This window comes from Streptomyces sp. NPDC048659 (genome assembly GCF_040650575.1).
Classification (GTDB): Bacteria; Actinomycetota; Actinomycetes; order Streptomycetales; family Streptomycetaceae; genus Streptomyces.
Genome location: NZ_JBEZHM010000008.1, coordinates 81,046 through 95,832, shown reverse-complemented (window position 1 = coordinate 95,832; position 14,787 = coordinate 81,046). Strand labels below are relative to the sequence as shown.

10 protein-coding genes are annotated in these 14,787 nt (G+C 74.7%); 4 read left to right on the top strand and 6 right to left on the bottom strand.

Translation table 11 applies throughout. The annotated features are described in order from the left end of the window. Positions 1-4: 4 nt before the first annotated feature. Together AB0C99_RS08880 and AB0C99_RS08875 are read right to left on the bottom strand one after the other, a co-directional pair. Positions 5-1,786 carry an ABC transporter ATP-binding protein gene (locus tag AB0C99_RS08880; protein WP_362471486.1) on the bottom strand — a complete coding sequence of 594 codons (1,782 nt, stop codon included), beginning with the start codon at positions 1,784-1,786 and terminating at the stop codon, positions 5-7. Continuing rightward, entirely contained in the window at positions 1,783-3,687 is a 1,905-nt protein-coding gene (locus AB0C99_RS08875; RefSeq protein ID WP_362471483.1) for an ABC transporter ATP-binding protein, read from the bottom strand. The genes AB0C99_RS08880 and AB0C99_RS08875 overlap by 4 nt, the downstream gene beginning before the upstream one ends. Positions 3,688-3,867: 180 nt before the next feature. On the opposite strand from AB0C99_RS08875, the gene AB0C99_RS08870 reads away from it, so the two are divergent. Together AB0C99_RS08870 and AB0C99_RS08865 are read left to right on the top strand one after the other, a co-directional pair. Further along, entirely contained in the window at positions 3,868-5,469 is a 1,602-nt protein-coding gene (locus AB0C99_RS08870) for a peptide-N4-asparagine amidase (protein ID WP_362471480.1), read from the top strand. A 65-nt stretch (positions 5,470-5,534) separates the two neighbouring features. Beyond that, on the top strand, positions 5,535-5,729 hold the full coding sequence (locus AB0C99_RS08865; RefSeq protein WP_362471477.1) for an antitoxin: 195 nt from the start codon (positions 5,535-5,537) through the stop codon (positions 5,727-5,729). Between the two features lie 69 nt (positions 5,730-5,798). On the opposite strand, the gene AB0C99_RS08860 is transcribed toward AB0C99_RS08865, so the two are convergent. After that, positions 5,799-8,723: an FAD-binding and (Fe-S)-binding domain-containing protein gene (locus AB0C99_RS08860; protein ID WP_362471474.1), complete on the bottom strand. Its 2,925-nt coding sequence runs from the start codon at positions 8,721-8,723 to the stop codon at positions 5,799-5,801. A 37-nt stretch (positions 8,724-8,760) separates the two neighbouring features. Next, on the bottom strand, positions 8,761-9,240 hold the full coding sequence (locus AB0C99_RS08855) for a MarR family transcriptional regulator (RefSeq protein ID WP_362471471.1): 480 nt from the start codon (positions 9,238-9,240) through the stop codon (positions 8,761-8,763). Between the two features lie 155 nt (positions 9,241-9,395). On the opposite strand from AB0C99_RS08855, the gene AB0C99_RS08850 reads away from it, so the two are divergent. Together AB0C99_RS08850 and mltG are read left to right on the top strand one after the other, a co-directional pair. Then, positions 9,396-11,231 (top strand): ABC transporter ATP-binding protein, encoded by a 1,836-nt coding sequence (locus AB0C99_RS08850; RefSeq protein ID WP_362471469.1) that lies wholly within the window; start codon positions 9,396-9,398, stop codon positions 11,229-11,231. Between the two features lie 297 nt (positions 11,232-11,528). Beyond that, positions 11,529-12,389, top strand: a complete 861-nt coding sequence (mltG, locus tag AB0C99_RS08845) for an endolytic transglycosylase MltG (protein ID WP_362471466.1) — start codon at positions 11,529-11,531, stop codon at positions 12,387-12,389. Here mltG and AB0C99_RS08840 read toward each other — a convergent pair. Together AB0C99_RS08840 and AB0C99_RS08835 are read right to left on the bottom strand one after the other, a co-directional pair. Further along, on the bottom strand, positions 12,355-13,446 hold the full coding sequence (locus AB0C99_RS08840; RefSeq protein ID WP_362471463.1) for an NAD(P)-binding domain-containing protein: 1,092 nt from the start codon (positions 13,444-13,446) through the stop codon (positions 12,355-12,357). The two genes, mltG and AB0C99_RS08840, sit on opposite strands and share 35 nt — an antisense overlap. A gap of 60 nt (positions 13,447-13,506) precedes the next feature. Then, the gene (locus AB0C99_RS08835) at positions 13,507-14,721 is read right to left on the bottom strand and encodes an LLM class flavin-dependent oxidoreductase (RefSeq protein ID WP_362471460.1); all 1,215 of its coding nucleotides are present in this window, start codon (positions 14,719-14,721) and stop codon (positions 13,507-13,509) included. Positions 14,722-14,787 lie beyond the last annotated feature (66 nt).

The window sequence follows — 14,787 nt, the reverse complement described above, 5'->3', positions numbered from 1 at the left end:
GGGCCTAACCGTGCCAGGAGCGCCACAGGGCCGCGTACGCCCCGTCCGCCGCCACCAGCTCGTCGTGGCTGCCCAGCTCGCTGATCCGGCCGCCCTCGACCACCGCGATCAGATCGGCGTCGTGCGCCGTGTGCAGCCGGTGCGCGATGGCGACGACCGTGCGCCCGTCCAGCACCTGCGCCAGCGAGCGCTCCAGGTGCCGGGCCGCGCGCGGGTCGAGCAGCGAGGTCGCCTCGTCCAGGACCAGCGTGTGCGGGTCCGCGAGCACCAGCCGGGCGAGCGCGAGCTGCTGGGCCTGCGCCGGGGTCAGGGCGAGCCCGCCCGAGCCGACCTCGGTGTCCAGGCCCTCCTCCAGCGCCCGCGCCCAGCCGTCCGCGTCCACCGCGCCCAGCGCCTCCCACAGCTCGGCGTCCGCGGCGCCCTCCCGCGCGAGCAGCAGGTTGTCGCGGAGCGAGCCGACGAAGACGTGGTGCTCCTGGTTGACCAGGGCCACGTGCTCCCGGACCCGCTCGGCGGGCATCCGGGCCAGCTCGGCGGAGCCCAGCGTGACGCTGCCCGCGCGCGGGGCGTAGATCCCCGCGAGCAGCCGGCCCAGCGTGGACTTCCCGGCGCCCGAGGGGCCGACCAGGGCCAGCCGGGTGCCCGGGGCGACGTCCATCGACACCCGGTGCAGCACGTCCACGCCCTCGCGGTAGCCGAAGCGGACCTCGTCGGCGCGGACCTGCCGCCCCTCCGGCCGCACCGAGCCGTCGCCGGGCTCCGGCTCGATCTCCCGCACGCCCACGAGGCGGCCCAGCGAGACCTGGGCGACCTGGAGCTCGTCGTACCAGCGCAGGATGATGCCGATCGGGTCCACCAGCATCTGCGCCAGCAGCGCGCCCGTGGTCAGCTGGCCCACGTCCATCCAGCCCTGGAGGACGAACACCCCGCCGATCGCGAGCACCGAGGCGATCACGATCGTGTGGGTGAGGTCCACGACCGGGAAGAGCACCGAGCGCAGGAACAGGGTGTACCGCTCCCAGCGCGTCCACTCGCCGATCCGCTGGTCCGACAGCGCGATCCGGCGCGCGCCGAGGCGGTGCGCCTCGACCGTCCGGCCCGCGTCCACCGTCTCCGCGAGCGCGGCGGCCACCGCCGCGTACCCGGCGGCCTCCGAGCGGTACGCCGCGCCGGCCCGGCGGAAGTACCAGCGGCAGCCCACGATCAGCAGCGGCGCCGCGCACAGCAGCGCGAGGGCCAGCGGCGGGGCGGTCAGCGCGAGGCCGCCGACGAGCAGCCCCGTCCACACCACGCCGACCACGAGCTGCGGCACGGCCTCGCGCATGGCGTTGGCCAGCCGGTCGATGTCGGTGGTGATCCGGGACAGCAGGTCGCCCGTACCGGCCCGCTCCAGGACGCCCGGCGGCAGCGCGACCGAGCGCACCAGGAAGTCCTCGCGCAGGTCGGCCAGCATCTCCTCGCCGAGCATCGCCCCGCGCAGCCGCACCAGGCGGGTGAAGACCGTCTGGATCAGCAGCGCCACGGCGAAGAGGGCCGCCGTCCGCTCCAGGTGCAGGTCGCGGGCGCCGTCGGTGAGGCGCTCGACGACCGAGCCGAGCAGGTACGGCCCGGCCATCGAGGCGATCACCGCGACCGCGTTGACGGTGACGAGCAGGGCGAACGCCCCGCGGTGGCGGCGCAGCAGGTCCCGCAGGTACGCGCGGACCGTCGTCCGGCCGCCGACCGGCAGCGTGGTCGCCGACTGGGGTGCCGCCGGGTCGTACTCCGGGGGCGCCAGGCCGATCATGCCGACTCTCCTTCCAGCTCTTCCGCCAGCTTCCGGGCCAGCGTCTCGTCCAGGTCTTCTGCCAGACCGTCTGCCAGGTCTTCGGCCAGGCCGTCGGTCAGGCCGCTCTCCAGGCCCCGGCCCAGGCCGTCCGCGGGCGCGGAGAGCTCGGCCTCCGTCTCCCGGGTCACGACGGCCCGGTAGCGGGGCTCGCCCGCCAGCAGCTCGCGGTGGGTGCCCACCGCCACCACCGCGCCCCCGTCGACCAGGACGACCCGGTCGGCGAGGTCGAGCAGCAGCGGCGAGGAGGCCAGCACCACGGTGGTGCGGCCCGCGCGCAGCTCCTTGATCCCGGCCGCCACCCGGGACTCGGTGTGCGAGTCGACCGCCGAGGTCGGCTCGTCGAGGACCAGCACCTCCGGGTCGGTGACCAGCGAGCGGGCGAGCGCCAGGCGCTGCCGCTGGCCGCCGGAGAGGGACCGGCCGCGCTCGGTGATCCGGGTGCGCATCGGGTCGCCGCCGGTGTCCACGGACGCCTGCGCCAGGGCGTCCAGCACGTCGCCGCACTGGGCCGCGTCCAGGGCCGGGCGGGCCGCGACCGCCCCGGACGAGGGCACGTCCAGGAGCTCGCCGAGGGTGCCCGAGAGCAGCACCGGGTCCTTGTCCTGGACGAGGACCGCCGTGCGGGCGGCGGCGAGCGGCAGCTCGTCGAGGGCGACACCGCCGAGCAGCACCGAGGCGTGGTCCGCGCCCGGCTCCGGCGGATGCCCGCCGAGCCGGTCCGCGAGCCGCCCGGCGACGTCCGGGTCGCCGCAGACCACCGCGGTGAAGCGGCCCGCCGGGGCGAGCACCCCGGTGACCGGGTCGTACAGGTCCCCGGCGGGAGCCGCCCCGGCCGCCGTGGTCCCGGTGCCCTCGGGCGCCGTCGTACGGCTCAGGGCGAGCACCCGGGCGGCGCGCTTCGCGGAGGGCCGCGAGAAGGAGTACGCCATGGCGATCTCCTCGAAGTTGCGCAGCGGGTGGTGGGTGAGCGCCACCGCGCCGTAGACCGTGACCAGTTCGCCCACCGAGATCTGCCCGTCGAGCGCGAGGCGCGCGCCGTACACGACGACCGTCAGCAGCAGCAGTCCGGGCAGCAGCACCTGGACACCGGCGATCAGCGCCCACATCCGGGCGCTGTGCACGGCGGCCTCGCGGACCTCCTGGGAGGCGGCCCGGTAGCGGCGGAGGAACAGGTCCTCGCCGCCGATGCCGCGCAGCACCCGCAGCCCGGCCACGGTGTCGGAGGCCAGTTCGGTGGCCCGGCCCGCCTTCTCGCGCTGCGCGTCCGCCCGGCGGGTGGCGCGGGGGAGCAGGGGCAGCGCGGCGAGCGCGAGGACCGGCACGCCGAGCGCGACGACCACGCCGAGGTCCGGCTGGTAGAGCACCAGCCCGACGCAGACCACGACCAGGGAGACGGCGGCGGCGGCGAAGCGGGAGGCCGCCTCCACGAACCAGCCGATCTTCTCGACGTCGCCGGTGGACACGGCGACCACCTCGCCGGCGGCGACCCGCCGGGTGAGCAGGGAGCCGAGCTCGGCGGTCTTGCGGGAGAGCAGCTGCTGCACCCGGGCGGCGGCGGTGATCCAGTTGGTCACGGCCACCCGGTGCGCCATCGTGTCGCCGAGCGCGATCGCGACGCCGAGGAGGGCGAGGAGGCCCACGCCGAGGGCGAGCCGGCCGCCGTCGCGGTCCACGACCGCCTGCACGGCGAGTCCGACGCCGATCGGCAGGCCGGCGATGCCGAGCTGGAACATCAGCCCCCAGAGCAGGCACTTCACCTGCGCGCCGAGCTGTCTGCGGCCGAGCCACAGGAGGAATCTGCCGCCCGAGCGGACGTCCGGGACTCCTGGGTCGGCGTACGGTAGATCGCGAATCTGCATGATGTCCCAGGGCTTTCGACCGGTCGCGCGGACCGGTCCGGTCGTGTCTCGAACCGATCCAGGCTCGCCCCACCGGACGGTGATCGGCAATCGATTTTCCGGCGCTCGGGCACAGAACCGGCCAAGCCGGGCCCAGGCCCTCTGGACCCCGTCCGGAGGGCCGCGCTTCACTCACGGCCCATGACATCACAGAGGATCATGAGCGTGATCGGCGGCCTCGCCCTGGCCGCCGGGCTGCTGCTCGCCGCCCCCGCGGCGCACGCGGACGGGGCCCCGACCCCGCCGGCCGAGTTCACCACCGACTGGCACGACCCGCTCACCGCCGCGCCGCCCGTGCCGACCCCCGGCACCCGCACCTGCGAAGTGACGCTCGCCGAGGCGCAGTTCCGCGACTTCACCCCGTACCAGGGCTCGTACAGCCCGCCCAAGGGCTGCGGCACCCGCTGGAACAAGGCCGTCCTGCGCCTCGAAGGCAAGGTCAAGGGCCGCCAGTACGACCGCCTCGGACACCTCTCCCTCGGCGGGGTCGAGATCCTGCGCACCTCCACCCCCGAGCCCTCGCCCGACGGCATCACCTGGGCGGTCGAGAAGGACGTCACCCGCTACCGCGACACCCTCGCCCGCCCCCAGCCCGTCGAGATGCTCATCGGCAACGTCGTGAACGAGACGTACACCGGCGTCATCGACGTGAAGGTCACGCTCACCTTCCACACCGCGCGGGGCGCCGTGAAGCCCGCCGAGGGCACCCCCGACCGGGTCCTCCCGCTCACCGGCGCCACCCTCACCACCCCGCGCAACACCGAGCGGATCCTGGCCGAGGTCTACGCCACCGGCTCCGGCGGCGGCTGCGAGGAGTTCTGGTACCTGACCGTCCCCGACGCCGCGCCCTACTCCTGCAAGGCCGCCGACGGGCCGTACCGCGAGGTCCGGATCGCGGTCGACGGGCGCCTCGCGGGCATCGCCGCCCCCTACCCGCACGTCTGGACCGGCGGCTGGTCCAACCCCTTCCTCTGGTACGTGACCCCCGCCCCGCGCGCCTTCGACGTGCAGCCCGTCGTCTACGACCTCACCCCGTTCGCCGCCGTCCTCAACGACGGGCGCCCGCACCGCGTCGAGGTGTCCGTGGCCGGTGTCCCGGCCGGGCAGTCCGGCTGGAGCGTCCCGGCCAACGTGCTGCTCTGGCAGGACGAGGGCCGCGCCGTCGTCACCGGCGCCCTCGACCGGCACGAGCCCGGCACCCCGCGCAACTCCACCGTCCACACGCCCGGTTCACCCGACGTGCTGGAGACCTCCGGCGGACACACCCTCACCGTCTCGGGCCACCTGAACACCTCGCACGGCCGGGTCGTCACCACCGTCACCCGCACCGTCGACCACCGCTCCACCCACCGCTGGGGCGCCGACGAGAACCCGGACGCCCTCACCGCGTACTGGACCGACGACGAGACCGTCAGCGTCGGGCGGACCGCGACCCGCACCCACCGCGCGTACACCATGGACGGCGAGATCACCGTGGGCGCGGACGACCGGCTGCGGACCGTCCTCACCGTCGGCGACCGGGCCGCCGTCGACGTCGTGCGGGACGGCCGCCGGCTGTCCTGGTCCCGGCTGGACGACACGTACACCGGCGACGCCGCCTTCACCCTCGGCGTCCCGCGCGAGCAGCGGCGCGCCGTCGGCACCAGCGCCGAGCGCTACCGCCTGTACGGCTCCGCCGGCTGCCACGACCGCTCCCTGAAGACCGTCCAGGGCACCCTCGTGGAGGACCTGCGGCGCTGCTGAGCGGATGCGGTCCGGCGCCCGAGCGGAGATCCTGGACGGGAGCACAGCCCGCCAAGGAGGCTCGGATGAGCGTGATGGACAAGCTCAAGCAGATGCTGAAGGGCCACGAGGACAAGGCTGGCCAGGGCATCGACAAGGCCGGTGACTTCGTCGACGAGAAGACCCAGGGCAAGTACAGCTCCCAGGTCGACACGGCCCAGGACAAGCTGAAGGAGCAACTGGGCGGGGACCGGCCGCCGCAGGACACCCCGCCGCAGTAGCGGCACCGGCACGGCGCCCGCGCGCCGCGGGGACGGGACCGCCCGCCCCCGCGACGCGCGCCGCCGCGCTCACGGCCGGGTCGCGCGCTCCAGCTCCAGGAGGGCCGAGTAGTAGCTCCGGCCGGTGGCCCGGTCCATGCCGATCTCGCACATCCGGTTCGCCGACAGGTGCGCGTCGAACGGCCGGGCGGTCACCTCGGCCGCCTCCCTCGCCGTCGCCGACTCCGTCAGCTCCGGGTGCAGCATCCCCCGGTCGCCCGCGAACGCGCAGCAGCCGGCGTCCAGCGGCACGACCACCTCCTCCGCGCACGCCCCGGCGAGCGCCACCAGCCGGTCCTCGTCGCCCAGGTGACGCATCGAGCAGGTCGGGTGGACCACCGCGGAGCCCACCCGGCGGCGCACGTCGAGGCGCGGCAGCAGCTCGTCCGCCGCCCACACCAGCGAGTCGAGCACGGTCAGTTCGGCGTGCAGCTCCCGGTTGTCGTCGGTCAGGTACGGCACCACCTCGTGGGCGATGCCCAGCGTGCACGAGGAGGCGTCCACCACCAGCGGCAGCCTGCCGCCCGCCGTCCAGCCCCAGGCCGCCGCCACGATCCGGTTGGCCATCACCTCGTTGCCCCGCGCGTAGCCCTTGGAGTGCCAGATCGTGGCGCAGCAGGTGCCCGCGACGTCGTCCGGGATCCACACGGGGCGCCCGGCCCGCGCGGACAGCGCCACCACCGCCTCCGGCAGCGAGGGCCCCCGGTGCCCGTCCGGGTTGCCGAAGATCCGGTTGACGCACGCCGGGTAGTACACGGCGTGCGCGGAGGGCCGGTGGGTGCGCGGCAGCCGCCGGGGCGCCGCGCCCGGGATCTCGGGCAGCCACTCGGGTACGAGATCGGGGCGCACCGCCTTGCGGGCGAGCCCCGTCACGGATTCCAGCACCTTGTCCCCGATCCGCGCGGCGGCCCCCACCGCGAGGCGGGCGGCGGCCTCCACGGCACGGAAGTCGGTGGCGGCGAGCGCCGCGATCCGCTCCTCCCGCGCGGAGTGCCGCTCGTGCCGGAACTCCTTCATCAGCGCGCCCGTGTCGATGCCGACCGGGCAGGCCAGCTTGCAGGTGGAGTCGCCCGCGCAGGTGTCCACGGCGTCGTACCCGTACGACTCCAGCAGGCTCGTCTCGACCGGGGAGCCGTCGGCCTGGCGCATCATCTCCCGGCGCAGCACGATCCGCTGGCGCGGCGTGGTCGTCAGGTCGTGGCTGGGGCAGGTCGGTTCGCAGAAGCCGCACTCGATGCACGGGTCGGCGATCGGCTCGACCGCCGGGATCGTCTTGAGGCCGCGCAGATGGGCCCGCGGGTCGCGGTCGAGGACGATCCGGGGCGCGAGCACCCCGTCGGGGTCGATGACCTCCTTGGTCCGCCACATCAGCTCCGTCGCCTTCGGCCCCCACTCCAGCTCCAGGAACGGCGCGATGTTGCGACCGGTGGCGTGTTCGGCCTTCAGCGAGCCGTCGAAGCGCTCCACCGTCAGCTTGCAGAAGTCGTCCATGAAGGCCGCGTACCGCTCCACGTCGGCGGGGTCGGCGGCGTCGAAGGCGAGCAGGAAGTGCAGGTTGCCGTGGGCGGCGTGGCCGGCGACGGCGGCGTCGAAGCCGTGCCGCGCCTGGAGCGCGAGCAGCTCGGCGCAGGCGTCGGCCAGCCGGTCCGGCGGCACCGCGAAGTCCTCGGTGATCAGCGTCGTGCCCGAGGGGCGGGTGCCGCCGACCGCCGTCACGAACGCCTTGCGGGCCTTCCAGTAGCCGGAGATCGTCCCCGGGTCCCGGGTGAACGCGTTGGTGACCGAGCCGACCGGGGCGACCAGCTCCAGCCCGGCCAGCACCCGCGCCGCCGCCTCCTCGTACGCCCGCTGCCCGGCCTCGTCGGGCGCCCGGAACTCGACCAGCAGCGCCGCCGTCTCCCTGGGCAGCTCCGCCCAGTCGGCGGGCACCCCGGGCACCTGAACCGAGGCGCGCAGGGTGTTGCCGTCCATCAGCTCGACGGCCAGCGCCCCCGCGTCGTTGAAGAGCGGCACGGCCGCCGCCGCGGCGGGCAGCGAGGGGAAGAAGAGCAGCGCCGTGCTGACCTTCCGGTCCAGCGGCAGCGTGTCGAAGACGACCTCCGAGATGAAGCCGAAGGTGCCCTCGGAGCCCACCATCAGCCCGCGCAGGATCCCGACCGGGGTGTCCGCGTCCAGGAAGGCGTCCAGCCGGTAGCCGTTGGTGTTCTTGATGGCGTACTTGGCCCGGATCCGCGCGGTGAGCTCCGGGTCCGCCTCGATGTCCGCCTTCAGGCCCAGCAGCCCGGCGCACAGCCGGGGTTCGGCGCGCGCCAGCTCCTCGTCGGCGGCCGGGTCGGCGGTGTCCACTACGGTGCCGCCCGGCAGCACGAAGGTGAGGGAGGCGACCGTGCGGTACGAGTTCCTGGTCGTCCCCGCCGTCATGCCGGAGGCGTTGTTGGCGACCACGCCGCCGATCGTGCAGGCGATCGCGCTCGCCGGGTCGGGCCCGAGCACCCGCCCGTAGGGGGCCAGCGCCGCGTTGGCCCGCACGACCGTCGTGCCGGGCCGGATCCGGGCCCGGGCGCCGCCGTCCAGCACCTCCACGCCGGCCCAGTGGCGGCGCACGTCCACCAGGATGTCCTCGCCCTGCGCCTGCCCGTTGAGGCTGGTCCCGGCGGCCCGGAAGACGACCTCGCGGCCCTTGCCGTGCGCGTACGACAGGACGGCGGAGACGTCGTCGATGTCCTCGGCGACCACCACGACCTGCGGCACGAAACGGTACGGGCTCGCGTCCGAGGCGTACCGCACCAGGTCCGACACCGTGGACAGCACCTTGCCGGGGCCGAGCAGCGCCGCCAGCTCGTCCCGCAGGTGCTTCGGCGTGCCGCGGGCCTGGAGGTCCGGCACCCGGTCGGGCGCCGCCCGTCGCGGCGTACCGGCTCGCAGGGCCTGCGGGTTCGGCTCCAGTACGGGCATGGCCAGGGCTCCCCTCCGGCGAGGCCGTGCCCCGGTCTCAGCAGGCGCGCCCCGGAGCTCGGTCGACCAGGGCGGACAGCAGACCTCCGAGCACCTCGCGCTGTTCGACGGTCAGTGGGGCCAGCATGTCCTCTGCGGCGGCGCGGCGCGCGCTGCGCAGCTCCCTCAGCGTGTCGCGGCCGGTCTCGGTGAGCTCGATCCGGATCACCCGGCGATTGCTCGGATCGGGCACCCTGCGCACCCGCCCGGCCGCCTCCAGGCCGTCGACGAGGCTGGTCACGGCCCTGGGGACCACTTCGAGCCGGGCCGCCAGGTCCGCCATCCGGGGCGGCTCCTCGCAGTGCGCGACCGTCCGCAGCAGGCGGAACTGGGCAGGGGTGATGCCGACCGGCTCCATGTACCCCTTGTGGGCGCGCTGGAGCCGGCGGGTGAGCCGGAGGAGCTGCTCCGCGAGGAGGCCGTCGGGGTCGGGCGCGCGATCGGGCGTGGGGCCGGGGGCGCGATCGGGGGTGCTCATACGGGAATGCTAGCAAGACGAAGTTCATTGTGAGTATAGGTAACAATGAGCTATGCTCCGATAGGCTCGCCCCGTCGCGATCCCCCTGTCGGCTCTCGGCCGGTCCTCGGCCGGCTTGCTGCCGGCCCTCTGTCATCGAACCCTCGTAGGAGCCCATGCGTACGCACGACGAGTCCACCTGGACACCTCCCGCCCGAGAACCGGGCCGCCCGCAGGAGCCCGCGCAGATGCGCCGCATCCTGCGCCTCTTCCGCCCCTACCGGGGCCGCCTCGCCGTCGTCGGCCTGCTGGTCGGCGCGTCGTCCCTCGTATCCGTCGCCTCGCCCTTCCTCCTGAAGGAGATCCTGGACACCGCGATCCCGCAGGGCCGCACCGGGCTGCTCAGCCTGCTCGCGCTCGGCATGATCGTCACCGCCGTCACCTCCGGCGTCTTCGGCGTGCTCCAGACCCTGATCTCCACCACCGTCGGCCAGCGCGTCATGCACGACCTGCGCACCGGCGTCTACGCCCAGCTCCAGCGGATGCCGCTGGCCTTCTTCACGCGCACCCGCACCGGCGAGGTCCAGTCGCGGATCGCCAACGACATCGGCGGCATGCAGGCGACGGTCACCTCGACCGCCACCTCCCTCGTCTCCAACCTCACCGCCGTCGTCGCCACCGTCGTCGCCATGCTCGCGCTCGACTGGCGGCTCACCCTGGTCTCGCTGCTCCTGCTGCCGCTCTTCGTCTGGATCAGCCGCCGGGTCGGGCGCGAGCGCAAGCGCATCACCACCCAGCGGCAGAAGCAGATGGCCGCCATGGCCGCGACCGTCACCGAGTCCCTCTCCGTCAGCGGCATCCTGCTCGGCCGCACCATGGGCCGCGCCGACTCGCTCACCCGGTCCTTCGCCGAGGAGTCCGAGCGCCTCGTCGACCTCGAAGTGCGCTCCTCCATGGCCGGACGCTGGCGGATGGCCACCATCGGCATCGTGATGGCCGCCATGCCCGCGCTCATCTACTGGGCGGCCGGGCTCGCCCTCCAGGCCGGCGGCCCCGACGTCTCCCTCGGCACCCTCGTCGCCTTCGTCTCCCTCCAGCAGGGCCTGTTCCGGCCCGCCGTGAGCCTGCTGTCGACCGGGGTGCAGATCCAGACCTCGCTCGCCCTCTTCCAGCGCATCTTCGAATACCTCGACCTGCCCGTGGAGATCACCGAGCCCGCCGAGCCGGTCCGCCCGGCGAAGACCGCCGGAGAGGTCGTCTTCGAGAAGGTCGGCTTCCGCTACGACCCCGAGGGCGAGGGCCGCCCCACCCTCGACGGCATCGACCTCACCGTCCCCGCCGGCGGCAGCCTCGCCGTCGTCGGCCCCACCGGCTCCGGCAAGTCCACCCTCAGCTATCTGGTGCCCCGGCTCTACGACGTCACCGAGGGCCGCGTCACCCTGGACGGCACCGACGTGCGCGACCTCGGCTTCGACAGCCTCGCGGAGGCTGTCGGCGTGGTCTCCCAGGAGACCTACCTCTTCCACGCCTCCGTCGCGGACAACCTGCGCTTCGCCAAGCCCGACGCCACCGACGAGGAGATCGAGGCCGCCGCCCGCGCCGCCCAGATCCACGACCACATCGCCTCGCTGCCCCAGGGCTACGACACCCTCGTCGGCGAGCGCGGCTACCGCTTCTCCGGCGGCGAGAAGCAGCGGCTCGCCATCGCCCGCACCATCCTGCGCGACCCGCCCGTGCTGATCCTCGACGAGGCGACCAGCGCCCTCGACACCCGTACCGAGCACGCCGTCCAGCAGGCCATCGACGCGCTCTCCGCCGGCCGCACCACCATCACCATCGCCCACCGGCTGTCCACCGTCCGCGACGCCGACCAGATCGTCGTCCTGGAGGCCGGGCGGATCGCCGAGCGCGGCACCCACGACGAGCTCCTCGCCCGGGACGGGCGGTACGCGGCCCTGGTGCGCCGCGACGAACACGCGAACGTGGGATCGGATGTTCCCCAGAACGTGTGATCGTGCCGGTTTTCCTTGTCCGCCACCCGAACGGCGGCACATGATGACGGAGCGCGAACGACGGGCTGCAGACCGCGACCGCGCAGTCCCACAGAAAGCTCTGTACGAGGAGAAGCACCACCATGAACGTCATCACCAACCTGCTCGCCGGCGTCCTCCACTTCCTGGGCTGGCTCATCTGACCGGTACGCCCGGCAGGAAAGCGGCGCCGTCGGTTCCCCGTCCCAGGGGGCCGGCGGCGCCGCCGCGTGTCCGGCGTTCCCCGGATTCGCCCGCGCACCGGGTTAGCGTGCGCCCATGACGTACCGGTCCTGGCAGCCCGAGCGCCGTCGCCGCCGCACCCGCCTCACCCGGCGCGGCCGACTCGCGCTCCTCCTGGGCGCCGTCCTCGCCGTCGCCGCCGCCGTCACCGTGCCCCTGCTCCTCGGCGGCCAGGAGCGGCCCGCGCCCGAGAAGCAGCGCACCCTGCTCATCCCGGAGGGCTGGCGGGCCGGCGAGGTGTACGCGGCCGTCGACCGCTCGCTCGGGCTGCCCGCGGGCACCACCCGGACCGCCGCGCGCGCGAAGGCCACCGGCCTGGCGCTGCCGCCCGCGGCCGGGGGCAACCCCGAGGGCTATCTGTTCCCGGCGACGTACCCGGTGGTGAAGGCCACGACCCCGCAGGGCCTGCTGCGCTACATGGTCGACACGGCGGGCCGGCGCTTCGGCGGCGACCGCGTCACCGAGGGCGCCCGGCGGCACGGGATGAGCGTCCACCAGACCGTGATCGTCGCGAGCATCGTGCAGGCCGAGGCCGACAGCGCCGAGGACATGGCGAAGGTGGCGCGGGTCGTCTACAACCGGCTCGGCCGGGGCATGGCGCTCCAGATGGACTCCACCATCAACTACGCCCTGGGCCGCGACACCGTGGACACCACCCACCAGGACACCCGCATCGACAGCCCGTACAACACGTACGAGCGCCGGGGCCTGCCCCCGTCACCCATCGGGAACCCGGGGGACGCGGCCATGGCGGCGGCGCTCGACCCGGCCGACGGCGACTGGCTCTACTTCGTGACCGTGCGGCACGGCGACACCCGCTTCACCGCGAGCTACCCCGACCACCAGGCGAACGTGGCCGAGTTCAACGCGCAGCGGCGGGCAGCGGGGCGCGCGTGAGCAGCCGCCGGATCTCGGCGACCGCGGCCCGCCCGGCCCGGTTGGCGCCGATGGTGGAGGCGGAGGGGCCGTAGCCGACCAGGTGGACGCGCTCGTCGCGGACCGCCCTGGTGCCCTCCACCCGGATGCCGCCGCCCGGCTCGCGCAGCCGCAGCGGGGCCAGGTGGTCGATGGCGGCGCGGAAGCCGGTCGCCCACAGGATCACGTCCGCGTCGACCGTCCGTCCGTCCGCCCAGGCCACACCGGTCGGGGTGATCCGGTCGAACATCGGCAGCCGGTCCAGGATCCCGCGCTCGCGGGCCGAGCGGACGGCCTCGTTCAGCGGCAGCCCGGTCACGGAGACGACGCTCTGCGGGGGCAGCCCGCGCCGCACCCGCTCCTCCACCAGCGCGACCGCCGCCCGCCCCTCCGCCTCGCCGAACGGGCCCTCGCGGAAGACCGGTTCGCGCCGGGTGACCCAGGTGGTCTCCGCGGCGACGTCGGCGATCTCCATCAGGTGCTGGGTGCCGGAGGCGCCGCCGCCGACCACGATCACCCGCTGCCCGGCGAAGCCGTCCGGTCCCGGGTACTGCGCGGTGTGCAGCTGACGCCCCCGGAAGGTCTCCTGCCCCGGGTAGCGCGGCCAGAACGGACGGTCCCAGGTGCCGGTCGCGTTGATCAGCGCGCGCGCCGCGTAGACGCCCTCGGAGGTCTCGACCCGCAGCCGCCCGCCCTCCCCCTCCCGGACGGCCGACACCGCCACCGGACGGTGCACCCGCAGGCCGAAGGTCTCCTCGTAGTCGGCGAAGTAGCCACCGATCACCTCCGAGGAGGGGCGCGCCGGATCGGCCCCGGTCAGCTCCTTGCCGGGCAGCGCGTGCATCCCGTGCACCTTGCCGTACGTGAGCGAGGGCCAGCGGAACTGCCAGGCGCCGCCCGGGCGCGGGGCGTGGTCGAGGACCACGAAGTCCCGGTCGGGCTCGTACCCGGCGCGCCGCAGGTGATAGGCGGCGGACAGGCCCGCCTGCCCGGCACCGACGACGACCACGTCCACCTCGTGTACCCCGAAATCGTTCACGATTCCACCAACCGCGCGCGGCGGCCCCTTCTTCCCGCCCGCGCCCGGCAGCACCGGGGCCTACCGCCCGCCTCCGGGCAGCAGCAGCGGAGCGCCGCCCGGCGCGGAGGCGGGCCGCCCGTTCGCCGCGGGCACCCCGAGCAGCGGCGAGGCGGGCGGGGCCGCCAGCAGCCCGCGCGCCGCGAGCTCCGGCGTCACGCCCTCCCCGAACCAGTACGCCTCCTCCAGATGCGGATAGCCCGACAGCACGAAGTGCTCGATCCCCAGGTCGTGGTACTCCTCGATCCGGTCGGCCACGTCCGCGTGGCTGCCGACGAGCGCCGTCCCCGCCCCGCCGCGCACCAGCCCCACCCCCGCCCACAGGTTCGGCGCGATCTCCAGCCGGTCCCGGTCGAGCGTGCCGCCGCCGTGCAGAGCCAGCATCCGCTGCTGCCCCACCGACTCGCTGCGCCCGAGCGCCGCCTGCGCCGTGGCCACCGCCTCCGGGTCGAGATCGGCCAGCAGGCGCTCCGCCGTCGCCCACGCCTCGCGCGCGGAGTCGCGGGAGATGCTGTGCAGCCGGATGCCGAACCGGACCTCCCGGCCGCGCTCCGCCGCGAGCCGCCGGATCCAGTCGATCTTCTCCTTGACCTGCCAGGGCGGCTCGCCCCAGGTCAGATAGACGTCCGCGTGCTCGGCGGCCACCGGACCGGCCGCCGCCGAGGAACCGCCGAAGAAGATCTCCGGCAGCGGGTCCGGCGGCAGCGCGGTCAGCCCGCCCGCCACCTGGTAGTGCGCGCCGTCGAAGTCGTACGGCTCCCCGCCCCACACCCCGCGCACCACCCGCAGGAACTCGGCCGTCCGCTCATAGCGCCGGTCGTGCCCGAGGAAGTCGCCGTACCGCCGCTGCTCGGCCGAGTCGCCGCCGGTCACCACGTTGAGCAGCAGCCGCCCGCGGGTGATCCGCTGGTACGTGGCCGCCATCTGCGCGGCCAGCACCGGGGAGACCACCCCGGGCCGGAACGCGACCAGGAACTTCAGCCGCTCGGTGTGCTGGGCGAGCGCGACGGTGGTCAGCCACGCGTCCTCGCACCAGGTGCCGGTGGGCGTGAGCACCGCCTCGAAGCCGAGCCGCTCGGCCGCCTTCGCGATCTGCGCCAGGTAATCGATGTCCGGGGCCCGCACTCCGCTCGCGGCGCGGGTGCGGCCGATGCCGCCGTCGCCGTACACATGCCGGTCGACGAGGGTGCGGCCGTCGCCGCCGGTCGGCAGGAACCAGTGGAGGTGGACGGTCATCGGGGGCTGCCTTTCCGCGGCCGGCCGCCGGGGCGGGCGGGGCGGGCGCGTGTCGGGGAGGGGAGG